Source organism: Streptomyces sp. GMY02, assembly GCF_019056675.1.
Taxonomy (GTDB): domain Bacteria; phylum Actinomycetota; class Actinomycetes; order Streptomycetales; family Streptomycetaceae; genus Streptomyces; species Streptomyces odonnellii.
In genome coordinates this window covers 6,605,227-6,629,901 of the sequence record NZ_CP077658.1, presented here as the reverse complement: position 1 = coordinate 6,629,901, position 24,675 = coordinate 6,605,227, and the positions used below count along the sequence as shown (strand labels likewise).

Below are 24,675 nucleotides of genomic sequence, written 5' to 3'. Positions count from 1 at the left end.
ACCTCAGTCTCCCACCCCAGCCTCCTCCTCGATCGTCCGGTCCCGCCCCGCGATCACCCCTGCCGCCATCTGCGGCAGCAGGAACCCCGCCATCAGCGCGATCGGCAGTTCCCAGCCGCCCGTGTGCTGGTACAGCACCCCCACCAGCAGCGGACCCGGGATCGAGATCAGATACCCGGTGCTCTGGGCGAACGCGGAGAGCCGTACGACCCCCGCCCCCGACCTCGACCGCATACCGATCATGGTGAGGGCGAGCGGGAAGGAGCAGTTCGAGACGCCCAGCAGCGCCGCCCACACCCAGGACCCCTCGGCCGGCGCGAAGTACAGCCCCGCGAACGCGGTCAGTCCGCAGAGACCGAGGCCGACGACCATCGGCCCCTGGTTCTTCATCCGTGCCGCCATGCGCGGGATCACAAAGGCCAGCGGCACCCCCATCACCATGGTCACCGCGAGCAGCAGCCCCGCCGTACTCGCCGGGACCCCCGCGTCCCGGAAGACCTGCGGCATCCAGCCCATGGTGATGTACGCGCCGGTGGCCTGGAGGCCGAAGAAGCAGGCGAGCGCCCAGGCCGTACGGCTGCGCCCGAGCCGGAGCCCCGGAACCGCCCCGCCCCGCCCATCGGCGGAAGCCCCGCCCGCCGCGGCCCCCGGCATCCCCGCGCCCCGGTCCCGTACCAGCCCGAGCCACGGCAGTACGGCCACCACCGCCGGCACCGCCCAGAGCGCGAGCCCCAGCCGCCAACTGCCGCCCAGCGCCTCGGTCATGGGCACGGTCGCCGCGGCGGCAAAGGCGGTGCCGAGTGCCAGGGCCATCGAGTACAGCCCGGTCATCGTGCCGACCCGGTCGGGAAAGTACCGCTTGACGATCACCGGCATCAGCACATTGCTGACCGCGATCCCCATCAGCGCGAGCGCGCTGGCCGCGAGGAAGCCGGCCGTACCGCCCGCGAACGGCCGGATCAGCAGTCCCGCGGTGATGGCGGCCATGCCGGCGCCGACGATGGCGCCAGGACCGTACCGCCGGGCCAGCCGCGGCGCGGTGAAGCCGAAGACCGCGAAACAGAAGGGCGGTACGGAGGTGAGGACACCGGCGACGCTGCCGCTCATGCCCAGCCCGTCCCGTACCTCTTCGAGCAGCGCGCCGAGGCTGGTGATGGCGGGACGGAGATTGATCGCGGCCAGGACGACCCCGAGGACGAGGAGCCGGGTGAGCCAGACCGCCGCGGACGGTGCGGGAGAATTGCCGTATGAAGGCGCTGACACGGATGTGGATGCGGATACGGACGCGGGCGCCGATGCGCCGGACGGCTTCAGGGCCTTCGTTTGCGCCTGTGTCTGCATCTGGGTCTGGGTCTGGGTCTGCGTGCGCGTCGGTATCTGCGGGTGCGGCTCATCAGGCATGGCGCCATCATAGAATCATAGGATGATTGATCGTCCAGTCGACCCGTCCCTCCCTTCACGGCCCGTACTCCCCCTTTCCGCCCCTTCCACACGATTGGGAGCACCATGGCGCTCACCTCTCCCCGGCGTTCCGCGCTCTCCGACCAGGTGATCACCGAGCTGCGGAGCCAGATCACCTCGGGCGAATGGCCGGTGGGTTCGCGTATCCCCACCGAGCCCGAACTCGTGGAGCAGTTGGGCGTGGCCCGCAACACCGTCCGCGAGGCGGTTCGCGCGCTCGCCCACAACGGGCTCCTGGACATCCGGCAGGGCTCGGGAACGTATGTCATCGCGACCAGCGAACTGGCCGGGGTCATGCACCGTCGCTTCGCCGGCGCCGACCGGCGCGACATCGCCGAGGTGCGCTCCACCCTGGAGTCCTCGGCCGCCAGAATGGCCGCCGAGCGCCGTACGGAACGGGATCTGCGGCAACTGGAGACCCTGCTCGCCCGGCGCGAGGAGGCGTGGGCCGCCCGCGACCTGGAACGCTTTGTCGCGGCCGACTCGACCCTCCATATGGCGGTCGTCTCGGCCTCGCACAATGACGTACTGACGGCCCTGTACGCGGACCTCAACCATCTTCTGCGCGACTGGCTGCGCGACGACATGGGCCAGGAGCTGCGCCCGGAGAACCATATGGACCACGCGCGTCTGGTGGCCGCGATCCGGGCGGGCGACACGGAGACTGCGGGCACCGAGGCGGCCAGTTACACCCTCCACTGCCTGGGAGAACGGGTCTGAGCGCAGGCCGCTCGCACAGCAGCGGATTCGCTCACACAGCGGCCGGTTCACCTGCGCGGCAGCCGGTGCGCTGGGTCAGCGGCGGATTCGCTCGGTCGTCTGTCGCGGGTCGCTCATCAGCGGCGGGACGCCTCAGGACGCCAGGCGCTCATGGGTGATCCACACCTCGCGGATCTCCTTCCAGCACCATTCGACGAACTCCGTGTACCCGGCCGGGGCGATCTCCACCGGGGCACTGTCCGTGTCGATGTCCCACCAGCGCTCGCACTCGACATGCAGCCTGACCCGGTCGGTCTCGGGATACGGGTTGTGACAGGACGCGATGGCGCGGGAGCCCTTGGTGTTCGTACGGCAGGTGGCACCGAACCGGCTGGTACGGCCGCGTTCCGCACCCCGGCTCTCCACGCCCCCGTGCTTCTTCTGCGCCCGGTGCTTCTCGTACTCCGGCCCTTCGCGCTCCGCGCCCCCGCCCGGTTGCGCGTACACCTCGGCCTCGGCGGGCACATGGCCGCCCCGTGTCTCCGCGCAGACGACGAGCCCGGCCGCGATCAGCAGGGCCAGGGCGGGCGGGACCGTACGACGGGCAGCACGGCGGGCGAAATGGCGGTGCGGCCAACGCATCGCGCACACCTCCTCGCCGGACCGGAATGCCCCGGTCTGTCTGCTCAGTGTGCGGCCAGTCGCCGCTGTTCTCGAATCGAACGGACACGGTCCGTCACGCACGGAAGCCGCGCGCCCGTCGCGGTGACGGTCACGCGGCTTCCGGTATGTGCGGCTTCCGGATACGTACAAGCTGCTTAAGGGCAAGCCGCATCCGGGCCGGCTGAGTATCGGCCGGTCAGGCGCCCATCATGTGCACGCCGCCGTCGACATGCACGATCTCGCCGGTCGTCTTCGGGAAGAAGTCCGACAGCAGTCCGACGATGCCGCGGCCCGCCGGCTCCGGGTCGGACAGGTCCCAGCCGATCGGCGCGCGGTGGTTCCACACATCCGCCAGCTCCTCGAAGCCGGGGATCGACTTGGCCGCCATGGACTTGAGCGGACCGGCCGAGACCAGGTTGCAGCGGATGTTCCGCGCGCCCAGGTCACGGGCGAGATAGCGGTTGGTGGACTCCAGCGCCGCCTTGGCGACGCCCATCCAGTCGTACTTGGGCCAGGCGACCTGCGCGTCGAAGGTGAGGCCGACCACCGAGCCGCCGCGCTCCATCAGCGGCAGACAGGCCATGGTGAGCGACTTCAGGGAGTACGCCGAGACATGCACCGCGGTCGAGACGTCCTCCCAGCTTCCCTCCAGGAACTTGAAGACGCCCTGCGGTCCGAAGGCGATCGAGTGCACGACGCCGTCGAGTCCGGCACCGGCCTCGCCCTGGAGGTCGCGGACCCGGTCGGCGAGCCCGTCCAGGTGCTCCTGCTTGGTGACGTCCAGCTCGATGACCGGGGCGGGCTTGGGCAGCCGCTTGGCGATGCGCTCGACAAGGGTGAGCCGGCCGAAGCCGGTGAGAATGACCTCGGCGCCCTCCTCCTGCGCCACCTTGGCGGCGTGGAAGGCGATGGAGCCCTCGGTGAGGACACCCGTGACAAGAATGCGCTTGCCGGCGAGGATTCCGCTCATGTGATCAGTGACCCATGCCCAATCCGCCGTCAACGGGAATGACGGCTCCAGTGATGTACGAGGCGTCGTCGGAGGCGAGGAACCGCACGGTCGCGGCGATCTCCTCCGGCTGCGCGTACCGGCCGAGCGGCACCTGCGCCACGATGCCCGCGCGCTGCTCGTCGGTGAGGACCTTGGTCATGTCGGTGTCGACGAAGCCGGGCGCCACGACATTGAAGGTGATGTTCCGGGAGCCCAGCTCGCGGGCGAGGGAGCGGGCGAAGCCGACCAGACCGGCCTTGGACGCGGCGTAGTTCGCCTGCCCCGCCGAACCGAGCAGCCCGACCACCGAGGAGATCAGGACGACCCGGCCCTTCTTGGCGCGGAGCATGGCGCGGTTGGCGCGCTTGACGACCCTGAAGGTGCCGGTGAGGTTGGTCTCAAGGACGGAGGTGAAGTCCTCCTCGGACATCCGCATCAGCAACTGGTCCTTGGTGACACCGGCGTTGGCCACCAGCACCTCCACGGGACCGTGCTTCTCCTCGATCTCCTTGTAGGCCTGCTCCACCTGCTCTGCGTCGGTGATGTCGCAGCGGACCGCCAGGCAGCCCAGCTCCATCAGGGCCTCCGGCGGCTCGCCGGAGCGGTGGGTGATGGCGACCTTGTCGCCGTTTTCGGCGAAGGCGCGGGCGATGGCGAGGCCGATGCCCCGGTTTCCTCCGGTGACGAGAACCGAGCGGCTCAACGGATCAGCCTTTCCTTGGCGGTCTGGTACATCGAAAACCTATCGGTCCCGCCCCGCCCCCGCAGAATCGAGCCCCGACAGCACGCCACGACGCTCCCTGTCGGATCCCTACAGAAAATCCGCCATCCCAGCGACCCCCACCCTCACCCCAGAGCAAGCGGCGCGGCCACGGAACGGTGTGACAGTTCCAGCAGCAGATCGCCCACGGTGGCGTCGCGCCCCAGCCCGAGGTCCGACACCGGCACGGTCCCGGGAAGGGCCCGGGACGCGATGCCCAGCAGTGCCAACTCCGTGTGACACACGACAGTACCCCCGGGGTGTGACAATCGGCGAAACCGCACGTCGCCAAGGCAAACCGGGCGGGGAAGCAGGAGACGGACCGCGTGGTGGGGCGCGGGAACACCGCGTTTTGATCATCCGGCGACGCGGCGTACAACTCGCAGGAGGTACTCCTTCCGGTTGAGGGGGTCGTGGTCCGTGCGTGGGCGGGACGGGAGCGGGCCTGTGACCTGCTCGTAGTGGTCGAAGGCCGACTCCAGCACGCCCTCGCCGCGCGTCAGCGTCGGCAGCCGCTGCTCCAGTTCATGCACCTGCGCCGCCGGGATCTCGCCCTCCAGGAGGTACGAGGAACCGTGCGTCGACGGTGTCCGCGGTACGGCGCGCAGCTTCGCCAGGACGGGCAGGGCCGAGCCGTACACATCCGCCGGCAGCTCCAGCCGGAAGCGGTGCATCGGCTCGTACACCACGGTGCCGGCCTGTTTGAGCGCAGCCATCAGGACCAGGGGTGTCAGATTGCGGAAGTCCCCGCCGGTGCTCGACATGCTCTTGTCGAAAACGGCGTGGGCATGGCTCTGCCGCGGCGCGTAGCCGGAGCGCGTCAGGGTGACCGCGCAGTCGATGACCTGCCATCCATGGATGCCCTGAAGCAGTGTCTGCTTGACGGTCTCCTCGATGGCCTTGAGGAACGCGAGGGGCAGCGAGCCGAGTTCGATCTCCCGCCGGAATTCCACCCCGCTGCCATGGGGCGCGGGCTCGACGCGCAGCCCAATGGTCGCGAGAAACGGATTGGGGTCCTTGCCCATGATTTCAACGGCCTCGCCCGGACCGGCCGGCCGCTCCACACAGATGGTCGTGGTCTCGCGGAAGGTGACGTCAACGCCGAAATCGTTCGCCAGGGTCGCCTGGATGACCTCTTTCTGTACTTCTCCGTAAAGAGATACGGAGATTTCCTGGCGGATCGCATCCTGACGGAGATTGATCAGCGGGTCCTGTTCGACGAGTTGGGCGAGCGCCTCATGCAACGCACCCTTGTCGGCGGGACTGCGGGGGACGACCACCGTCTCCAGTGTGGGCGGGGCGAAATGCCACTGCCCGGAGGGGACCTGGGCCGATGACGCGCCGGCCCGGTCCGCCGCGTCGACGGCCGCCATGGCGGCACCGATCGTGTCGCCGATCCTGATGTCGCCGAGGCCGCGCAACAGACCGATCCGCCCCGCCTCGACCGAGCCGCGCGAGACCACCGCGCCCTGGTCGAAGACGCTGATCGCGGTGACCTTCCCCTCGCCGCACACGCTTACCGCGCCGCCCACGCTGTCCGCGCCGTCCCTGCCGAAGAGCAGCTTGTCCCGGGTCCGTACCGTCCCCGAGACCATACGGACGTACGCGATCTTCTCGCCCGCCGTACCGCGCTCGATCTTGAAGACCGTGCCGGAGACGGGGCCTTCCGTATCGCGTTCACTCGCGGGCAGCAGTTTGGTGACACCGGTGATCAGCGCGTCCACGCCCGCGCCGGTGATGGCCGAGCCGAAGTACACCGGATGCACCAGCGCCCGCCCGGTCTGCGCGGCGAGTCCGTCCCGGAGCCTGCGGTACGGAAGCGGAGTCGCGTCGTCCAGATACGCGGCCATCAGGGCGTCGTCGTGGTCCGCGAGCACCTCCGCGAGTCCGGCGGTGAAGGCGCTGTCGGCCTCGCCGTACGGGGTGAACCCGGCGTCGCGCGCACCGAGACCGTGCGCCGCTCCCATCGGGACGATCGCCGGGCTCAGCCGCTCGGACACCGCCCGGAGCACACGTTCGTCGTGCGCGCCCCTGCGGTCGATCTTGTTCACGAAAATGAGGGTGGGAATGCGCAGCCGTCGCAGTGTCCGCATCAGGACGCGGGTCTGCGCCTGCACTCCCTCGACGGCGGAAATCACCAGCACCGCGCCGTCCAGCACGTTCAGGACGCGCTCCACCTCGGCGATGAAGTCCGGGTGTCCCGGCGTATCGATCAGATTGACCGTGACGCCGTCCACGACGAACGACACGACGGCCGATTTGATCGTGATACCGCGCTGGCGTTCCAGTGTCAGCGAATCGGTCTGGGTACTGCCGTCATCGACGCTGCCGATCTCGTCGATGACACCGGCGGTGTGCAGAAGCCGCTCGGTCAGGCTGGTCTTACCGGCGTCGACATGCGCCAGGATTCCAAGGTTCAGTGTTCGCACGAAGCGTCAGGTCCTCTGCGTAGGTGGCAATTTCCCGCTGAGTGGACACAGACGTTCCGCGCATGACGATCTCCTTGATCCATCCGGTACTGCCCGGGAGTACAACAGACGGTGGCACGGGGTGCAACCGGTTTGTCCACAGGCACGGCGGGGCCCCGCGCCCGCATGATTCACTGCGGACACATGACCCACAGGTGCATGACCCACAGATGTGAGAAGGGGAGGCCGACGTGCCCCATGAGGTAGATCAGTCATTCCTGGCACTGCCGCTGCGGGCGCTCGCCGATGCGGCGCTCGCGCGGGCGCGGGCGCTCGGCGCCGAGCACGCGGACTTCCGGTTCGAGCGGGTGCGCGGGGCGTCGTGGCGGCTGCGGGACGGGAAGCCCGCCGGGTCGTCGGACACCACGGATCTGGGGTACGCGGTCCGGGTGGTGCACGGCGGCGCCTGGGGCTTCGCGTCCGGGGTCGATCTGTCGATGGACGCGGCGGCGCGGGTCGCGGGGCAGGCCGTGGCGATGGCGAAGCTCTCCGCGAAGGTGATCTCGGCCGCCGGTTCCGACGAGCGTGTCGAGCTGGCGGAGGAGCCGGTGCACGCGGAGAAGACCTGGGTGTCGTCGTACGAGATCGATCCGTTCGAGGTGCCCGACGAGGAGAAGAGCGGGCTGCTGGCCGACTGGAGCGGGCGGCTGCTGCGCGCGGAGGGCGTCGCGCATGTGGACGCGTCGCTGCTGACCGTCCATGAGAACAAGTTCTATGCGGACACGGCCGGTACGGTCACCACGCAGCAGCGGGTGAGGCTGCATCCGCAGCTCACGGCCGTCGCGGTGGACGGTGAGAGCGGCGAGTTCGACTCGATGCGTACGATCGCGCCGCCGGCCGGCCGGGGCTGGGAGTATCTGACCGGCACGGGCTGGGACTGGGACGCCGAGCTGGAGCGGATCCCCGGGCTGCTCGCCGAGAAGATGCGGGCGCCGAGCGTCGAGGCGGGGACGTACGACCTGGTGGTCGATCCGTCCAACCTGTGGCTGACCATCCATGAGTCGATCGGCCACGCCACCGAGCTGGACCGGGCGCTGGGGTACGAGGCGGCGTACGCGGGGACGTCGTTCGCGACGTTCGACCAGCTCGGGAAGCTGGCGTACGGCTCCTCGGTGATGAATGTGACGGGCGACAGGACCGCGGAGCACGGCCTGGCCACGATCGGGTACGACGACGAGGGCGTCCAGGCGCAGTCGTGGGACCTGGTGAAGGACGGCACGCTCGTCGGCTATCAGCTCGACCGGCGGATCGCGAAGCTGACCGGGCTCGGCCGCTCCAACGGCTGCGCGTACGCGGACTCGCCGGGCCATGTGCCGGTCCAGCGCATGGCGAACGTGTCGCTGCAAGCGGATCCCGGCGGGCTGAGCACGGAGGATCTGATCGGCGGGGTGGAGCGCGGGATCTATGTGGTCGGCGACCGGTCGTGGTCGATCGACATGCAGCGCTACAACTTCCAGTTCACCGGGCAGCGGTTCTTCCGTATCGAGAACGGACAGCTCGCGGGCCAGCTCCGCGATGTCGCGTACCAGGCGACGACGACGGACTTCTGGGGCTCGATGGAGGCGGTCGGCGGACCGCAGACCTATGTCCTCGGCGGCGCCTTCAACTGCGGCAAGGCCCAGCCGGGCCAGGTGGCGGCGGTCTCCCACGGCTGCCCGTCCGCCCTGTTCCGCGGCGTCAACATCCTCAACACCACGCAGGAGGCGGGACGATGAGCACCAGCCGTATCAGCAAGCCGCACGAGATCGTCGAGCGCGCTCTCGAACTGTCCACCGCGGACGGCTGCGTGGTCATCGCCGACGAGCAGTCCTCCGCCAATCTGCGCTGGGCGGGCAACGCACTCACCACCAACGGGGTCACCCGCGGCAGGACCCTCACCGTCGTCGCGACCGTCGACGGCGCCCAGGGCACCGCGTCCGGTGTGGTGTCGCGCGCCGCCGTCACCGCCGACGATCTGGAGCCGCTGGTCCGGGCCGCCGAGGCAGCCGCGCGCGGGGCGGGGCCCGCCGAGGACGCCCAGCCGCTGGTCGGCACCGACCAGGCGGGACCGGCGTCGGGGGACTTCACGGACGCGCCCGCCGAGACGACCTCCGCCGTCTTCGCGGACTTCGCCCCGGCGCTCGGCGAGTCCTTCGCCCGTGCCCGCGCCGGCGGCCGTGAGCTGTACGGCTTCGCCAACCACGAGCTGACCTCGACGTATCTCGGTACGTCCACCGGGGTACGGCTGCGCCACGACCAGCCCAACGGCACGCTGGAGCTGAACGCCAAGTCGCCCGACCGTACCCGCTCCGCCTGGGCGGGCCGCTCCACCCGTGATTTCAAGGATGTGGACCCGGCGGTCCTGGACGCCGAGCTTGCGCAGCGGCTGGCCTGGGCCAAGCGGAAGATCGATCTGCCCGCGGGGCGGTACGAGACGCTGCTGCCGTCGACCGCCGTCGCCGATCTGCTGATCTACCAGCTCTGGTCCTCCACCGCCCGGGACGCGTCCGAGGGCCGTACGGTCTTCTCCCGCCCCGGCGGCGGCACCCGTCTCGGCGAGAAGCTGTCCGAGCTGCCGCTCACGCTCCGCAGCGATCCGAACGAGCCGGGTCTGGAGTCCGCGCCCTTCGTGATCGCGCACGCCTCCGGCGACGACGCCTCCGTCTTCGACAACGGTCTGCCGCTGGGGGCGACCGACTGGGTACGGGACGGCGAGCTGGCGCATCTGATCACCACCCGTCACACCGCCGCCCTGACCGGCCTGCCGGTCGCGCCTGGCACCGGCAATCTGATGCTGGAGGCCGGCGGCAACCGGTCGCTGGAGGAGATGGTCGCGGCGACCGCGCGCGGGCTGCTGCTGACCTGCCTCTGGTACATCCGCGAGGTCGATCCGGCGACGCTGCTGCTCACGGGACTGACCAGGGACGGTGTCTATCTCGTCGAGAACGGCGAGGTCGTGGGCGAGGTGAACAACTTCCGGTTCAACGAGTCCCCGGTCGATCTGCTGTCGCGGGCCGCCGAGGCCGGACGTACGGAGAAGACGCTGCCGCGCGAGTGGGGCGACTGGTTCACCCGGGCCGCGATGCCCGCGCTGCGCGTTCCCGATTTCAATATGAGCTCGGTCAGCCGGGGAGTATGACGACTGGGCCCGATAACGCCTGGACGGCGCCCATAGACTGGTGGTCAGCCATATGGCCGCCCAGGACCGTATGACCACCGAGAATCATCCGAGGAGAGACACGACCGTGACGGACATCGTCGACGAGCTGAAGTGGCGCGGGCTGTTCGCCCAGTCCACTGACGAGGACGCTTTGCGCAAGGCGCTCGCGGACGGTCCCGTCACGTTCTATTGCGGCTTCGATCCCACCGCGCCCAGTCTGCATGTGGGGCATCTCGTGCAGGTGCTGACCGTACGCAGGCTCCAGCAGGCCGGGCACCGGCCGCTGGCGCTGGTGGGCGGGGCCACCGGCCAGATCGGCGACCCCCGGCCCACCGCCGAGCGGACACTGAACGACCCGGAGACGGTCGCGGGCTGGGTGCGGCGGCTGCGGGCCCAGATCGAACCGTACCTCTCGTTCGAGGGCCCGAACGCCGCGACCATGGTCAACAACCTGGACTGGACCGCGGGCATGTCCGCGATCGAGTTCCTCCGGGACATCGGCAAGCACTTCCGGGTGAACAAGATGCTGACCAAGGACTCCATCGCCCGCAGGCTGGAGTCGGACGAGGGCATCAGCTACACCGAGTTCAGCTACCAGCTCCTCCAGAGCATGGACTTCCTGGAGCTGTACCGGCGGTACGGCTGTGTCCTCCAGCAGGGCGGCAGCGACCAGTGGGGCAATCTCACCGCCGGTCTCGACCTGATCCACCGCCTGGAGCCGGGGGCCACGGTGCATGCGCTGGCCACGCCGCTGATGACCAAGGCGGACGGCACCAAGTTCGGCAAGACGGAGGGCGGGGCGGTCTGGCTGGACCCGGAGATGACCACGCCGTACGCGTTCTACCAGTTCTGGCTGAATGTCGACGACCGTGACATCTCCTCGTACAGCCGCATCCTCAGCTTCAAGAGCCGTTCGGAGCTGGAGGAGCTGGAGCAGATCACCGCGGAGCGCCCGCAGGCCCGCGCGGCCCAGCGGGCGCTGGCGGAGGAGCTGACGACGCTCGTCCACGGCGCGGACCAGTGTGCGGCGGTCGTCGCGGCGTCCCGGGCGCTGTTCGGCCAGGGGGAGCTGGCGGAGCTGGACGAGGCGACGCTGAGCGCGGCGCTCTCCGAGGTGCCGCGCGCGAAGGTCGCCGAGCTGGGGCCGGTGACGGACCTGTTCGCCGAGGCCGGTCTCGTGCCGAGCAAGTCGGCGGCCCGCCGTACGGTCAAGGAGGGCGGGGCGTACGTGAACAACGCGAAGGTCGGTGACGCGGACTCCGTACCGGACCGGGCGGAGCTGCTGCACGGCCGCTGGCTGGTGCTGCGGCGGGGCAAGAAGAACCTGGCCGCGATCGAGGTCGCGGCGGGCTGACCGTATCGTCGGCTGCCCGGACCGGCAGCCGACCGAGCCCGGGACCGGCGGCCGGGCACACGCGAGGTGAAACAGCGTGTGCCCGGCCGCGGCCGTTCCGCCCGGTCTCGCCCGGCCCCGCCCCGGCCCCTCTCCCCCGCCCGGCCCGGTCTCCCGCCGCCCCGGTCCCGGGTGTCCCCCGGCCCCGGCTTCACATGCGCTGTCGGGGGCCGCTGGCCCGTCTGCCCCGGAGCGTGTTCCAGAGCCGCTCGCACACAAGGACCACCAGGATCGCGCCGACGAGCTGGAGGACATGGCGGGTCCAGTCGATGCCCCTGGTCTCGGCGACGCCCAGCCAGCCGGCCGCCCCGTTGCCGAGCATGCCGCCGAGGATGCCGCAGAGGGCTGTCAGCCAGAGGGGGATGCGCTGTCTGCCGGGGATGACCGCCCTGGCGATCAGCCCGAGCACCAGCCCCACAATGATCGCCCACAACCAGTTCATCGTCGCCTCCCGGTGCGGCGCACTCGCGCATGTGCGCTCAGTCTGTGCCGGTCGCCCATACGGCGCATGTCGGACGGCTCCGTACGTGGCCCGGCACCGCGGCCCGCCGACAAGGCCTGGCGAGACCCGGCACGGACCATCGGACAGGATGCGGACGGGACGGGGACAGGATGGGGAGTGACCCGCTCTCGTGGTCGCGGCGGCCCCGGCGTACCGTGGTGCCGGTCCGGTCCAGGGGCCGCCTGGTTCAGATGCGGCCCGGGTCCGGCCGGGAGAAGCCTCGGGAGAGTCCGGCACAGAATCGGATGGTGGAACGTGATGCGGAAGCGGAGCGGTACCGAGGTCTTCCGGATCACGGGAGCCCGGCAGGGTCTCGCCGAGGATGTGCGCGGCCGGCAGCGCCGCTATGTGATCTCGATGTCCATTCGGACACTCGCGGTGATCGCCACCGTGGCCCTGTGGAATGTGGAACGGCCGGTGGCCATTGTGACGCTCGTGGTGGGCACACTGCTGCCCTATGTGGCTGTCGTGATCGCCAACGCGGGCCGGGAGAACGCCCCTTCACTGCCCAAGACGCTGGTGACCGCTCCGCCGCGGCCGGTGATCGCGCCGCCCGTACGGCCTTCCGGACCTGTTGTAACGGAATCCGGAGCAGAGGCGACGGCCGCCGAAACGCATGAGAATTGATCTCAAGCGGTCCGCAAAGCTCAAGAAAAGCTCAGATCAATCGTGAAGTTCCGGTGCACGGCACCCCATTGCCCGTGACATACTTTGTAGGCGCTCCGCATCCCCCGTCGGAGCGACGGACCGACGCCGGGCAGCTCCCCCCGTGGCTGCTCGGCGTCGCCATTTCCGGTCACCGGTTACCCGATCCGGATGTGTCCTAGTGTGGTCGGGTGAACTCCCCCGCCGATTCCGATTCCAGCGAAGCCCCGGTCTGCTCCGCGAAGGGCTGCCGTGCGCGCGCCGTCTGGGTCCTCGCCTGGAACAACCCCAAGCTCCATACGCCGGAGCGCCGTAAGACCTGGCTGGCGTGCGACGAGCACCGTGAGCATCTCTCCTCGTTCCTCGGTATGCGCGGCTTCCTCAAGGACGTGGTCGAACTCGCCGAGTGGCAGCGCCGGTCGGCGCCGGATCACTGACTCGACCCCCGGTCGCCGGCTCAGCCGCCGATCGCCGACATCGGGCGGTCGGGCTGGAGGAAGGCCGGATCGTCCAGACCTGAACCGGCCTTCTTTCCCCACATCGCCAGCCTCCAGATCGTGGCGATCTCGTCATCGGGCGCGCCGGAGCGCAGCGCGCCCCTCAGATCCGTCTCCTCCCGGGCGAACAGACAGGTGCGCACCTGTCCGTCGGCGGTCAGCCGGGTGCGGTCGCAGGCGCGGCAGAACGGGCGGGTGACGGAGGCGATCACGCCGACACGGTGCGGCCCGCCGTCCACGATCCAGCGCTCCGCGGGCGCCGAGCCGCGGACCCCCTCGCCCTCGGGGATCAGCACGAAGCGCGTACGCAGCGAGTCCAGGATCTCACGGGCCGTGATCATGCCGTCGCGCTTCCACCCGTGCTGGGCGTCGAGGGGCATCTGCTCGATGAAGCGCAGCTCGTACCCCTGCTCGATGGCCCATGCGAGCAGTTCGGGGGCTTCGTCGTCGTTGAGGCCCGGCATCAGAACCGAATTGATCTTCACAGGTGTCAGTCCGACGTCCCGGGCCGCGCGCAGTCCGTCGATCACGTCCCCGTGCCGGTCACGGCGGGTGAGGGCCCTGAAGACCTCCGGCCGCAGGGTGTCGAGCGAGACATTCACCCGGTCCAGGCCCGCGGCCTTCAGCGCGGCGGCGGTGCGCTCGAGCCCGAGGCCATTGGTGGTGAGCGACAGCCGGGGCCGCGGCTCCAGCGCGGCGCACCGCTCGACGATCCCGACGAGACCGGGTCTGATCAGCGGCTCCCCGCCGGTGAAGCGGACTTCGTCGACACCCAGCCGGGTGACGGCGACATGGACGAGACGGACGATCTCGTCATCACTGAGCAGATCCGACTTGCCCAGCCATTGCAGCCCTTCCTCGGGCATACAGTACGTACACCGCAGATTGCATCGGTCGGTGAGCGAGACACGCAGGTCAGTGGCCACGCGGCCGTAAGTGTCGATGAGCACTGCGGGCCCCTCCCTGTGATCGGATCCGACACTGTCGAGACTACGGCAGGCCACTGACAACGCCAGAGGGACATTTACGGCAGAGAACGGCCGAGAACGGCGGGGGAACACCCGGGAACGGCTCGGCCGCGTCGCAAGGCTCTACGACGCGGCCGCGAAAGGGCGCTCAGGAAGGGGCGCTTGACCCGTCCGTACGGTCAGACACTCCCCGTACGGTCATGAACTCCCCGTACGGTCAGGAAGCTCCCGTACGGCCAGGAAGCTCAGTGGGCCGCGGTGCCGGTGAGCGACTTGACCTCCAGCTCCGCGTACTTCCCCCGGTCCGGCTCCTCCTTGGACAGTACGGTGCCCAGCCAGCCGAGCAGGAAGCCCAGCGGGATCGAGATCAGCCCCGGGTTCTCCAGCGGGAAGAAGTGGAAGTCCACATCGGGGAACATCGAGGTGGCCTTGCCCGAGACGACCGGTGAGAACAGCACCAGCAGCACGGACGAGGACAGGCCTCCGTAGATCGACCAGAGGGCTCCCTGCGTGGTGAAACGCTTCCAGAACAGGCTGTAGAGGATGGTCGGCAGATTGGCCGAGGCGGCCACCGCGAAGGCGAGCGCGACCAGACCGGCCACATTCAGATCGCGGGCGAGCGCGCCGAGCGCGATCGAGACCACACCGATGGCGACGGTCGCCCAACGGGCCGCGCGGACCTCCTCCTTCTCGCTCGCCTGACCCTTCCGGATGACATTGGCGTAGATGTCGTGCGCGAACGACGACGAGGACGCCAGCGTCAGTCCGGCGACCACCGCCAGGATGGTGGCGAACGCGACCGCCGAGATCACGGCCAGCAGGATCGCTCCCCCGGTCGAGTCGGCGCCGCCGCCGATCTCCAGTGCGGCCAGTGGAGCGGCCGTGTTGCCCGCCTTGTTGGAGGCGATGATGTCGTCCTGCTTGAGCAGCGCGGCGGCGCCGAAGCCGAGCACGATCGTCATCAGATAGAACGCTCCGATGATGCCGATGGCCCAGATCACCGACTTGCGGGCGGCCTTGGCGGTGGGCACGGTGTAGAAGCGGATCAGGATGTGCGGCAGTCCCGCCGTACCGAGGACCAGCGCGATGCCGAGGGAGATGAAGTCCAGCTTCGAGGTGGCGGTGGCACCGTACTTGAGGCCGGGCTCCAGGAACGCGGCTCCCTTCCCGCTGTTGCTCGCCGCCGTGCCCAGCAGGTCCGAGAGGTTGAAGTCGAACTTCAGCAGGATCAGGAAGGTGATGAGCAGAGTGCCCGCGATCAGCAGGACGGCCTTGACCATCTGCACCCAGGTGGTGCCCTTCATACCGCCGATGGTGACGTACACGATCATCAGCAGACCGACCAGCGCCACGATGGCGATCTTCCCGGCGTCGCTGGTGATACCGAGCAGCAGCGAGACGAGCACGCCCGCACCGGCCATCTGCGCCAGCAGATAGAAGATCGAGACGACGATGGTCGAGGTGCCGGCCGCGGTACGGACGGGCCGCTGGCGCATCCGGTACGCGAGGACGTCACCCATCGTGTAACGGCCGGAGTTGCGCAGCGGTTCGGCGACGAGCAGCAGCGCCACGAGCCAGGCGACCAGGAAGCCGATGGAGTAGAGGAAGCCGTCGTAGCCGAAGAGGGCGATGGCGCCGGCGATACCGAGGAAGGAGGCGGCGGACATGTAGTCGCCGGAGACCGCGAGTCCGTTCTGGAAACCGGAGAACTGCCGTCCGCCCGCGTAGAAGTCGGACGCGTTCTTGGTCTGCCGGCCGGCCCAGACGGTGATGACCAGGGTCGCGGCGACGAAGAGCGCGAAGAGGGTGATGATCAGGGGCCGGTGCTCGCTGGCGTCCGAGGCGGCGGCGAGCTGGAGCGGGGCCGGCTGGCTGAGGAGCTGGATCGAGTGGCTCACGCGTCCGCCTCCATACGGGACTTGATGGCATCCGCCTTCGGGTCGAGCTTGCGAGAGGCGTGCCGGGCGTAGTACCAGGCGATGAGGAACGTGGTGGCGAACTGCGCCAGGCCGAGGACCAGCGCGACATTGATGTTGCCGAAGAGCTTGGTGCCCATGAAGCCGCCCGCGTAGTTGGACAGCAGGACGTACAGCAGGTACCAGGCGATGAAGGCGATGGTCAGCGGGAAGGCGAAGGAGCGGTACGTACGGCGCAGTTCGCCGAACTCCTCGCTCTCCTGCACCTCGACGAACTGGGCCGTCGTGGGCTGGGCCGTCGTGGTCCTGTCCGGTGTGGTCGGGGCTGGGCTGGTGTCCGTACCGCCCTCGGGCGGCGGTGCATCGGTAGCCACGGAATCTCCTCGTGACGCGGGTGCGGTCGGGTCGGCAGTCGGGGCGGCCGTCGGGCCGGCTGTCGGACCGGCGGTCGAGTCGGCTGTCGGGTGGGCCATGGGGACCTCTCGGGGGGCGGATTGTCACTCGTCCCCCTGACAACGGCACGGGAGGCAGGGCGAAGCGGTTCAACACCGGTCTTTTTGTTCTGGAAATGATTCAGAAGTGATTGAACAGCACCAATGATCAGCGATAACTTCGCTCGTCATGTACCCGTCTACGCGCAAGCCTGCGCGGGGGCGGTCTCACGGATGATGTGGAGAACCCATGGCTCATCTGGGATCCAGACGGCAGCGCGTACTCGCGCTGCCCGTAGGTCTGGCGCTCACCGTCTCGCTCGGTTTCCTGCCTGCCACCACGGCCACGGCCGTACCGGCCGGCGGCGGTTCCGACGCGGTCGCCACGGACGGCCCGAAGCTGTCGTACGTCGTCAACACCCGTGGTGGACACTCCACCGTCAAGTCGGTCGAGAAGGCGATCGACCGGGCCGGCGGCACTGTGGTCACCAGCTATGACCAGATAGGTGTCATCGTCGTCACCTCGCAGAACCCGGACTTCGCCCAGGCGATACGCAAGGCGAGGGGCGTGGACTCGGCCGGTGCCACCCGCACCGCACCGCTGCCCGCGCAGTCCACCACGGACGTCGGTACGCCCCGTGCCCTGACCGCCGAGGAGGTCGCGCTCGCGGCCGACTCCGCGAAGAAGGCGAACGCGGCGCGGACGGCCAAGGGCGGGGCGCCCCTCGCACAGGACCCGCTGGAGCCGTTGCAGTGGGACCTGCCCGCCATCAAGGCGGACAAGGCGCACGAGAAGACTCTGGGCAGCAGGGACGTCACGGTCGCTGTCATTGACACCGGAGTCGATGACACGCACCCGGACATCGCGCCGAACTTCGACCGCCGCGCGTCGGTCAACTGCGTGGGCGGCAAGCCCGACACGACGGACGGCGCCTGGCGTCCGAGCGCCGAGGAGAGCCCGCACGGCACCCATGTCGCCGGTGAGATCGCCGCCGCCAAGAACGGCGTGGGCGTCACCGGTGTCGCGCCGGGTGTGAAGGTGTCCGGCATCAAGGTCTCCACGACGGCCGGCTTCTTCTACACCGAGGCCGTCGTCTGCGGCTTCGTCTGGGCCGCCGAGCACGGCGTCGATGTGACGAACAACAGCTACTACACCGACCCGTGGTACTTCAACTGCAAGAACGACCCGGACCAGAAGGCCCTCGTCGAGGCGATCACCCGCGCCACGCGGTACGCCGAGAGCAAGGGCACGGTCAATGTGGCCGCGGCGGGCAACGAGAACTACGACCTCGCGGCCGACTCGATCACCGACCCGGTCAGCCCGAACGACTCCACCCCGGGCGAGCGGGTCATCGACCCGTCCGAGTGCTTCGACATCCCGACCCAGTTGCCGGGTGTGGTCACCGTCGCCTCCACCGGCGCCAAGGGCCTGAAGTCCTCGTTCTCCAACCACGGTTACGGTGTCATCGACATCGCGGCCCCGGGCGGCGACTCGACCCGTTACCAGACCCCGGCCCCGCCGGCCACCAGCGGTCTGATCCTCGGCCCGCTGCCCGGCGGCAACTGGGGTTACATGGCCGGTACGTCGATGGCCTCCCCGCATGTCGCGGGTGTCGCCGCGCTCCTCAAGTCGACGCACCCGCACGCCTCGCCGGCGCTCATCAAGGCGCTGCTGACCACGCAGGCGGACGACGTGCCCTGCACGACGCCGTACGACATCGACGGTGACGGCACCGTCGACGCCGTCTGCGAGGGCGGCAAGCACTACAACAGCTTCTACGGGGCCGGTCTGGTCGACGCCCTGGACGCGGTGCGCAAGTAGGCACGGCGCACCACCGTCACATCACAGCGCGGGCCGTCCTCCGGGGCGGCCCGCGTCCGTTTCCGCCGCGAGCGGCGCGGACACGGCTCGTACGGGCTGCCAGCCGGGCCCGCGCACCACATGCCCGACCCGCTCGCGCCAGCCGCGCGCGGCCCGTACGTCGCGGGCGATGGCCGCGTACTCATGGGTGGCGACCCGCAGCGGGTTGTACGTCGCGATGTTCTTGGTGAGCCCGTAGACGGGCCGCTCGGTCTCGGCCACGAACGATCCGAACAGCCGGTCCCAGACAATCAGGATCCCGCCGAAGTTCCGGTCCAGATAGCCGCCTTGGGACGCGTGGTGCACCCGGTGGTGGGACGGCGTGTTCAGTACGTACTCGAACGCCCGCGGCAGCCTGTCGATCCGCTCGGTGTGCACCCAGAACTGATAGACGAGGTTCGCGGACGAACAGAACGCGAGCGCCGCCGGATGCACCCCGCACGCGATGAGCGGCACGTAGAACGGCCACACCGTCAGCGAGGTCCAGGGCTGCCGCAGCGCCGTCGTCAGATTGAACTTGCGGCTGGAGTGGTGCACCACATGACAGGCCCACAGGATCCGCACGACATGGTGCCCGCGGTGCGACCAGTAGTAGAAGAAGTCCTGCGCGAGCAGCATCAGTGGAACGGTCCACCACACCACCGGCACCCGCAGCGGGGTCAGCGCGTAAACCGCCGTGTAGACCGCGACGATCGGCAGCTTCCACAACAGATCGAAGACCAGACTGCCGAGCCCCATGGTGACACTGGTGACGCTGTCCTTGACCGCGTACCCCTCGGCGTCCTCATCGGGACGGAACCGGCAACTCACCATCTCCACCACGGTGAGCAGCACGAACGCGGGTATCGACCACAGCACGACATCGGGCAGGTTCGACGGCATGCGAGCACGGTAGAGGCGGCCGCGGGCGCCCGGCCAGATGTCGTTACCGACAAGTATGCGAGCGGTGCCGTGGGATCCTGTCAGACCGTGTTGCCGACGAGCTGTCGTCGGGGGAGGAACGGTCTCAGTGAGCCTGGAAGTTGTGGCGGCGCGTCTCGCGGGTACGGTCATGGGCGCGGTCGCCAAGTCGGTACTGCTGCCGAAGCCCGGCGCGGGCCTCGTGGCCTCTCCCGTACGCCCGCTGCCGAAACCCGCGTCGCCGGACCGGCTGGCGAAGGTGCTCGCGGGCAGGCTGAAGGAGTCGTACGCGCGACTGCCGGAGAACGAGCGCCTGGCGGCCCTCGACGCCGTACGGTCCTCCTTCGCGGCGGCGGGCGAGCTGACGCCCGAGCGGCTGTTCGCCCTGGACCTGGATCCGGCGCGGCTCGCGGCGGAGTTACGGGCACCGTGTCCGGGCCCCGCCGATGGCCTGTACGAGGAGCTGCTCGGCCTGTGCTGCGCGCATGTGGTCGAACAGCTCACATCGCACCCCTCGTTCGCCGCGCGCGCGGCGGTCGAGCAGACCAGGGCGACGAGCCGGACGCATGAGCTGATCGAGGACGTACGGGAGCGGGTGGGCCCGCGGCCGGACGCGGCGGCGCTCGCCTTCGAGCAGCGGTACGGCGAGTATGTGGCCCATACCCATGGGCGGCTGGAGCTGTTCGGGCTGACGCTGGGCCGGTCGAAGCGGGACTGGCCGCTGGACACCGCGTACATCAGTCTGTCGGTGAGCGGCGAGCGCAGGGGGCTCGGGCTACCGCGCACGGGCCCGACGACCGTCACCGCCGAACAGGCGCTGACGACCACGGACCGACTGCTGCTGCGCGGCCCGGCCGGCTCGGGCAAGAGCACGCTGGTGCAGTGGCTGGCACTGAACGCGGCCCGGCGGACCTTCCATCCCGAACTCGCCGACTGGAACCGCTGCGTGCCCTTCGTCCTGCGTCTGCGCGCGTTCACGGCATCGGAGTCACTGCCGATGCCGGAGGACTTCCTGCGGGCCTCGGGCGTGCCGCTGACCGCGCCGGCCGGGTGGGCGGAGGACCTCCTCACGGAGGGGCGGGCGCTGGTCCTCGTCGACGGCGTGGACGAGGTTCCGACGCGGCTGCGGGCCCGCACCGAAGCCTGGCTGAAGTCCCTGGTGGCCGCGTTTCCCCGGGCCCGGTACGTGGTGACGACCCGGCCGTCGGCGGTGCCGGAGGACTGGCTGTCGGGGCAGGGTTTCGTTCCGCATTCGCTGCTGCCGATGGAGCGCGACGACATCAAGTCGTTCGTGGGTCACTGGCATCGTGCGGCACGGCTGGAATGCGCCTCCGACGCCGAACAGGCGCAGCTCGACACGTACGAGATGTCCCTCCTCCAGGCGGTGATGACCCGCCGGGACCTCGGACGGCTGGCGACGAACCCGCTGATGTGTGCCCTGCTGTGCGCCCTGAACCGGGACCGCCGTATGCAACTGCCCCGGGCCAGGAAGGAGTTGTACGACGCGGCCCTGGAGATGCTGCTCGTACGCCGGGACACCGAGCGCGAGATCCTGGGCGTCGAGGGCGTGAATCTGACCCGGGACGAGCAAACGGCGTTACTGCAACGGCTGGCGTACTGGCTGATCCGCAACGGGCAGGTGGAAGCGGCGCGCGAGGAAGCCGTGGAGATGGTCGGCGAGTGGCTCGCCGCCATGCCTCAGGTGGAGGGCGACGCGGAACAGGTCTTCGCCCATCTGCTGATCCGCAGCGGCCTGCTGCGCGAACCAATGCCGGGGGCCGTCGACTTCGTCCACCGGACCTTCCAGGACTACCTGGGCGCGAAGGCGGCGGTCGAGAGCCGCGACTTCGGTGTGCTGGTCAAGAACGCGCATGACGACCAGTGGGACGACGTGGTGCGGATGGCGGTGGGCCACGCACGGCCGGACGAACGGGCACGGCTGCTACGGCAGTTGCTGCGCCGTGCCGACCGCGCGCCGAGGCTGCGGCACCGGCTGGTCCTGGTGGCGGCGGCGTGCCTGGAACACGCGCCGGAGCTGGATCCGGGGGTACGGGCGGAGGTGGAGGCGCGGACGGGGGAACTGATCCCGCCGCGGAGTCTCCAGGAGGCGGAGGAGTTGGCGAAGGCGGGCGAATTGGTACTCGAATTGCTGCCGGGCCCGGCGGAGCTGGAAGAGCACACTGCGGCGGCGGTGGTGCGAACAGCGGCGCTCGTCAAGGGGGACGCTGCTTTCGAAGTGGTGTCGCGCTTCCGCGAGGACGCGCGACCAATGGTTGCACGCCAGATATCCCTCGCATGGGGCTCGTTCAAGAGCGAGGCGTATGCCGAGGCCGTTCTGTCCGCGCAGGACTGGAGAAGAACCTTCCTCCGCGTACGGACTCCGGAACAGCTTCGGGCATTGCGATATATCCCCAAAGCTCGTCGAGTGGAGGTCAGTGGAAATCACACGGATCTCACGCCCCTGCTCACGCTGGAGAACCCAGAGGGCATCTTTCTCATCAACAATGACGCGCTCACCGATCTGTCCGCCCTCGCATCCCTTTCGCACCTTCCGGAGTTCACCCTCGGACGCAACTCCGCGGTACGAGACCTGACCGCACTGACCGGTCTCGGGACCACGGACATCTTTCTGTACGACGTGCACCACGAGATCTCGTTGGAGTCGCTGCGTGACATGCCGGACCTCCGGCACATCACGTTCTCCTACCCTCTGCTCGTCGAGAGTGTGGGCGAGCTGCCGATGGGGCCTCAGCTCACTCATCTTTCCCTCTATCGCCAAGCGAGCTATGTGAACCTCGAAGGCATAGAACGCTGGCCCAGGCTCCGGTTCCTTGCTCTGTCCGGCACCGCTCAGATCCGTCAGCTCAGCGAGCATTCCTCCCTGATGGGACTGGAGTTCCTGCACCTCCAGCACCAACACCAGCTCGACCTCAGACATATCGGCCATCTCGCCAGTCTGGAGACACTCTTTTTATGGGAGTGCGAAATTCCGCATGGGCTTGGCCCACTCCGTGATCTGCCCGCCCTCATCTCTCTCGATCTTTCTTCATGTGCGCAGACAGGACCTCCGCTCGATCTGAGTCCGCTCGCCGACCTTGAGAACCTGACCATCACACTCACGAACAACGACACCCCTGTCACCGGAGAAGATCTCTTCCCGCCCGGTCGGATCATCCGGTGAGGTCAGGGCCCTCGGCAGGTCGGTTCACCAGCTCCCCAACGGGCTTGACGGGGTGGCGGGTTCCGGTGCGACGGGCCGACCGGGCGTCAGGTTTGTCGGTGGCGGGACGTATTCTCTGTGACCATGCTCGACGACCTGACGACCTCAGCGACATGGCCGGCCGCCTACCCCCAGGGGTACGCGGTCGTCGACGTGGAGACCACCGGACTCGCGCGCGACGACCGGATAGTGTCCGCTGCCGTCTATCGTCTGGACGCGCGGGGCGAGGTCGAGGACCACTGGTACACGCTGGTCAACCCGGAGCGCGACCCGGGGCCCGTGTGGATCCACGGGCTCACCAGCGAGGTGCTGGCCGAGGCACCGCTCTTCCGCGACGTGGCCGGGGAGCTGGCCGAGCGGCTCGACGGGCGGGTGCTCGTGGCGCACAACGCCATCTTCGACTGGTCGATGATCGCCCGGGAGTACGCGCGCGCGGGCCGGGCCGCGCCCACCCGGCAGCGGCTGTGCACCATCGCGCTCTCCAAGGAGCTGGGCCTGCCCCTGCCCAATCACAAACTGGAGACGCTCGCCGCGCACTTCGGTGTCGTACAGCGGCGGGCGCACCACGCGCTCGACGACGCGCGCGTGCTGGCCGAGGCGTTCCGGCCGAGCCTGCACACCGCCGCGCGGGACGGCGTACGGCTGCCGCTGCTGGAGTGCCGGCCGCTCACCGAGTGGTCGGACGCCCCGGCGCGGCCGCGCGTCGGCCATCAGCCGGCGTACCGGCCGACGAGCTGGCGACCCTCGCGCAAGCGGCCCGCCTGTCCGTATCCGAACCCCGGGCGGTACGAGCCGGGCGGGACGCTGGTGCAGGGGATGCGGGTGGCGTTCTCGGGCGACACCTCGGTCGACCGGGAGCTGCTGGAGGACCGGGCGATCGAGGCGGGGCTGCATGTGGCGACGAGTGTGTCGCGGCTGACGAGCCTGCTGGTGACCAATGACCCGGACTCCTCGACGTCCAAGACGGTCAAGGCGGCGTCGTTCGGTACGCCGGTGATGGACGAGGCGGCCTTCACGCAGTTGCTGCGGGACGTGGCCCCGGCGCGTGGCCCGGTGCCCGCGCCGGCCGCCGCGCCGGGGTCCGTACCCGCGTCCGTACCCGCGCCCACGGACGGGTGACCGGCCGCGACCCACGCGCATCCCTTCCGTGCCCGCCGCCCCGCTCTCTGCCCTGTCCGGATCGTCCACAACCGACCCGCCGTCCGGCGGCCACCGGCCGCCGGGTACGGTCGATGGCGTGTACCGCTTCCTGTTGTCCCGGCAGTGGGTGATCCTCACCCTGCTCGCGCTCGCCCTCATCCCCGCGATGATCGAGCTGGGCTTCTGGCAGCTTCACCGGCACGAGCACCGGGTCGCCCAGAACTCCCTGATCGCGGACAACCTCAAGGCGAAGCCCGTACCGGTCACCGAGCTGACCTCCCCCGGGCACACCGTCCCGCGCGCGGACTACTGGCGTACGGTCACCGCCACCGGCCGGTTCGACACCGCGCACGAGGTCGTCGTACGCCGCAGGACCTCCGCCGACGACCAGGTCGGCTATCACGTCCTCACCCCGCTGATCATGAGCGACGGGCGGGCCGTCATCGTCAACCGCGGATGGATCCCCTCCCCGGCGACCAGCACGCGTTCCCCGACATTCCGGCCGCGCCCAAGGGCGAGGTCACCGTCACCGGCCGGCTGAAGGCCGACGAGACGTCGGCGGTCACCGGGATCAGGGACGTACAGGACCTGCCGCCGCGCCAGGTGATGCTGATCAACAGCGAGCGGCAGCAGAAGGCCCTGGGCCGTACGGTCCTGGGCGGCTATGTCGAGCTGACCGCTCCCGTACCGGCCGGCGGGTCCCCCGAGCAGATCCCCACGCCGGACGACAGCTCGATCGGACCGCACATGGCGTACGCCGTTCAGTGGTGGCTGTTCGCCGCCGCGGTACCCCTCGGCTGGGTGATTCTCGTACGGCGTGAGAAGCGCGACCGGGCCGCGGCGGCGGGGCGGGAAACGTCCGAGGCCGGGTCCGAGCCGGAGCGCGCGCCCGCGACCGCCTGATGGTCGTACGGCCGGACAGCCCGACCGTACGGCAGACCGACCGTAGGGCGACCCGATCGCACGACAGTACGACCGTCGGACCATCGGCTCGCCCGACGATCACCGCCCGTCACCACCC

General features: G+C 69.4%; 20 protein-coding genes and 1 pseudogene. 10 read left to right on the top strand and 11 right to left on the bottom strand.

Going from position 1 to position 24,675, the window contains the following annotated elements:
• Nucleotides 1-3: 3 nt before the first annotated feature.
• Nucleotides 4-1,341 carry an MFS transporter gene (locus KQY30_RS28275; RefSeq protein WP_217311372.1) on the bottom strand — a complete coding sequence of 446 codons (1,338 nt, stop codon included), beginning with the start codon at nucleotides 1,339-1,341 and terminating at the stop codon, nucleotides 4-6.
• 165 nt (nucleotides 1,342-1,506) lie between these two features.
• On the opposite strand from KQY30_RS28275, the gene KQY30_RS28270 reads away from it, so the two are divergent.
• Nucleotides 1,507-2,181 carry a FadR/GntR family transcriptional regulator gene (locus KQY30_RS28270; protein ID WP_217309269.1) on the top strand — a complete coding sequence of 225 codons (675 nt, stop codon included), beginning with the start codon at nucleotides 1,507-1,509 and terminating at the stop codon, nucleotides 2,179-2,181.
• 132 nt (nucleotides 2,182-2,313) lie between these two features.
• Here KQY30_RS28270 and KQY30_RS28265 read toward each other — a convergent pair whose 3' ends face one another.
• From KQY30_RS28265 to KQY30_RS28245, 5 genes are all read right to left on the bottom strand, one after another.
• Nucleotides 2,314-2,802, bottom strand: a complete 489-nt coding sequence (locus KQY30_RS28265) for a hypothetical protein (protein ID WP_217309268.1) — start codon at nucleotides 2,800-2,802, stop codon at nucleotides 2,314-2,316.
• A 217-nt stretch (nucleotides 2,803-3,019) separates the two neighbouring features.
• Complete coding sequence (gene fabI, locus KQY30_RS28260; RefSeq protein ID WP_217309267.1) at nucleotides 3,020-3,793, bottom strand: enoyl-ACP reductase FabI; 774 nt, start codon at nucleotides 3,791-3,793, stop codon at nucleotides 3,020-3,022.
• Between the two features lie 4 nt (nucleotides 3,794-3,797).
• Entirely contained in the window at nucleotides 3,798-4,517 is a 720-nt protein-coding gene (gene fabG, locus KQY30_RS28255; RefSeq protein ID WP_046503952.1) for a 3-oxoacyl-[acyl-carrier-protein] reductase, read from the bottom strand.
• 143 nt (nucleotides 4,518-4,660) lie between these two features.
• Complete coding sequence (locus tag KQY30_RS28250) at nucleotides 4,661-4,819, bottom strand: hypothetical protein (protein ID WP_217309266.1); 159 nt, start codon at nucleotides 4,817-4,819, stop codon at nucleotides 4,661-4,663.
• 111 nt (nucleotides 4,820-4,930) lie between these two features.
• On the bottom strand, nucleotides 4,931-7,003 hold the full coding sequence (locus tag KQY30_RS28245) for a translation factor GTPase family protein (RefSeq protein WP_217309265.1): 2,073 nt from the start codon (nucleotides 7,001-7,003) through the stop codon (nucleotides 4,931-4,933).
• Between the two features lie 230 nt (nucleotides 7,004-7,233).
• On the opposite strand from KQY30_RS28245, the gene KQY30_RS28240 reads away from it, so the two are divergent.
• From KQY30_RS28240 to tyrS, 3 genes are all read left to right on the top strand, one after another.
• Nucleotides 7,234-8,757: a TldD/PmbA family protein gene (locus tag KQY30_RS28240; protein WP_217309264.1), complete on the top strand. Its 1,524-nt coding sequence runs from the start codon at nucleotides 7,234-7,236 to the stop codon at nucleotides 8,755-8,757.
• The gene (locus KQY30_RS28235; RefSeq protein ID WP_217309263.1) at nucleotides 8,754-10,160 is read left to right on the top strand and encodes a metallopeptidase TldD-related protein; all 1,407 of its coding nucleotides are present in this window, start codon (nucleotides 8,754-8,756) and stop codon (nucleotides 10,158-10,160) included. The genes KQY30_RS28240 and KQY30_RS28235 overlap by 4 nt, the downstream gene beginning before the upstream one ends.
• Nucleotides 10,161-10,266: 106 nt before the next feature.
• Nucleotides 10,267-11,535 carry a tyrosine--tRNA ligase gene (gene tyrS / locus KQY30_RS28230; protein ID WP_217309262.1) on the top strand — a complete coding sequence of 423 codons (1,269 nt, stop codon included), beginning with the start codon at nucleotides 10,267-10,269 and terminating at the stop codon, nucleotides 11,533-11,535.
• A gap of 190 nt (nucleotides 11,536-11,725) precedes the next feature.
• Here the strand turns inward: tyrS and KQY30_RS28225 are convergent, their stop codons facing one another.
• A complete protein-coding gene (locus tag KQY30_RS28225) occupies nucleotides 11,726-12,016 on the bottom strand; it encodes a GlsB/YeaQ/YmgE family stress response membrane protein (RefSeq protein WP_217309261.1) in 291 nt (96 codons plus the stop codon).
• A gap of 318 nt (nucleotides 12,017-12,334) precedes the next feature.
• On the opposite strand from KQY30_RS28225, the gene KQY30_RS28220 reads away from it, so the two are divergent.
• Nucleotides 12,335-12,703, top strand: coding sequence for a DUF3099 domain-containing protein (locus KQY30_RS28220; RefSeq protein WP_217309260.1), 369 nt, complete (start codon nucleotides 12,335-12,337; stop codon nucleotides 12,701-12,703).
• A gap of 209 nt (nucleotides 12,704-12,912) precedes the next feature.
• Complete coding sequence (locus tag KQY30_RS28215; protein WP_217309259.1) at nucleotides 12,913-13,158, top strand: hypothetical protein; 246 nt, start codon at nucleotides 12,913-12,915, stop codon at nucleotides 13,156-13,158.
• Nucleotides 13,159-13,178: 20 nt separating this feature from the next.
• Here the strand turns inward: KQY30_RS28215 and moaA are convergent, their stop codons facing one another.
• From moaA to KQY30_RS28200, 3 genes are all read right to left on the bottom strand, one after another.
• Nucleotides 13,179-14,168, bottom strand: coding sequence for a GTP 3',8-cyclase MoaA (gene moaA, locus KQY30_RS28210; RefSeq protein WP_217309258.1), 990 nt, complete (start codon nucleotides 14,166-14,168; stop codon nucleotides 13,179-13,181).
• Between the two features lie 263 nt (nucleotides 14,169-14,431).
• Nucleotides 14,432-16,072: a cation acetate symporter gene (locus KQY30_RS28205; RefSeq protein WP_217311371.1), complete on the bottom strand. Its 1,641-nt coding sequence runs from the start codon at nucleotides 16,070-16,072 to the stop codon at nucleotides 14,432-14,434.
• 8 nt (nucleotides 16,073-16,080) lie between these two features.
• Nucleotides 16,081-16,476 carry a DUF485 domain-containing protein gene (locus KQY30_RS28200; protein WP_217309257.1) on the bottom strand — a complete coding sequence of 132 codons (396 nt, stop codon included), beginning with the start codon at nucleotides 16,474-16,476 and terminating at the stop codon, nucleotides 16,081-16,083.
• A 307-nt stretch (nucleotides 16,477-16,783) separates the two neighbouring features.
• Here KQY30_RS28200 and KQY30_RS28195 point away from each other — a divergent pair, with 307 nt between their 5' ends.
• Entirely contained in the window at nucleotides 16,784-18,355 is a 1,572-nt protein-coding gene (locus KQY30_RS28195; RefSeq protein ID WP_217309256.1) for a S8 family serine peptidase, read from the top strand.
• Between the two features lie 21 nt (nucleotides 18,356-18,376).
• On the opposite strand, the gene KQY30_RS28190 is transcribed toward KQY30_RS28195, so the two are convergent.
• Nucleotides 18,377-19,276: a sterol desaturase family protein gene (locus KQY30_RS28190; RefSeq protein WP_217309255.1), complete on the bottom strand. Its 900-nt coding sequence runs from the start codon at nucleotides 19,274-19,276 to the stop codon at nucleotides 18,377-18,379.
• A gap of 127 nt (nucleotides 19,277-19,403) precedes the next feature.
• On the opposite strand from KQY30_RS28190, the gene KQY30_RS28185 reads away from it, so the two are divergent.
• The 3 genes and pseudogenes from KQY30_RS28185 to KQY30_RS28175 all read left to right on the top strand — a co-directional run bounded on the left by KQY30_RS28185 (nucleotide 19,404) and on the right by KQY30_RS28175 (nucleotide 24,557).
• Nucleotides 19,404-22,475, top strand: a complete 3,072-nt coding sequence (locus KQY30_RS28185) for an NACHT domain-containing NTPase (RefSeq protein ID WP_367997446.1) — start codon at nucleotides 19,404-19,406, stop codon at nucleotides 22,473-22,475.
• A gap of 117 nt (nucleotides 22,476-22,592) precedes the next feature.
• Nucleotides 22,593-23,633, top strand: a complete 1,041-nt coding sequence (locus KQY30_RS28180; protein ID WP_217309253.1) for a DEDDh family exonuclease — start codon at nucleotides 22,593-22,595, stop codon at nucleotides 23,631-23,633.
• 118 nt (nucleotides 23,634-23,751) lie between these two features.
• Nucleotides 23,752-24,557, top strand: a pseudogene (locus KQY30_RS28175) (SURF1 family protein).
• The last annotated feature ends 118 nt before the right edge of the window (nucleotides 24,558-24,675 follow it).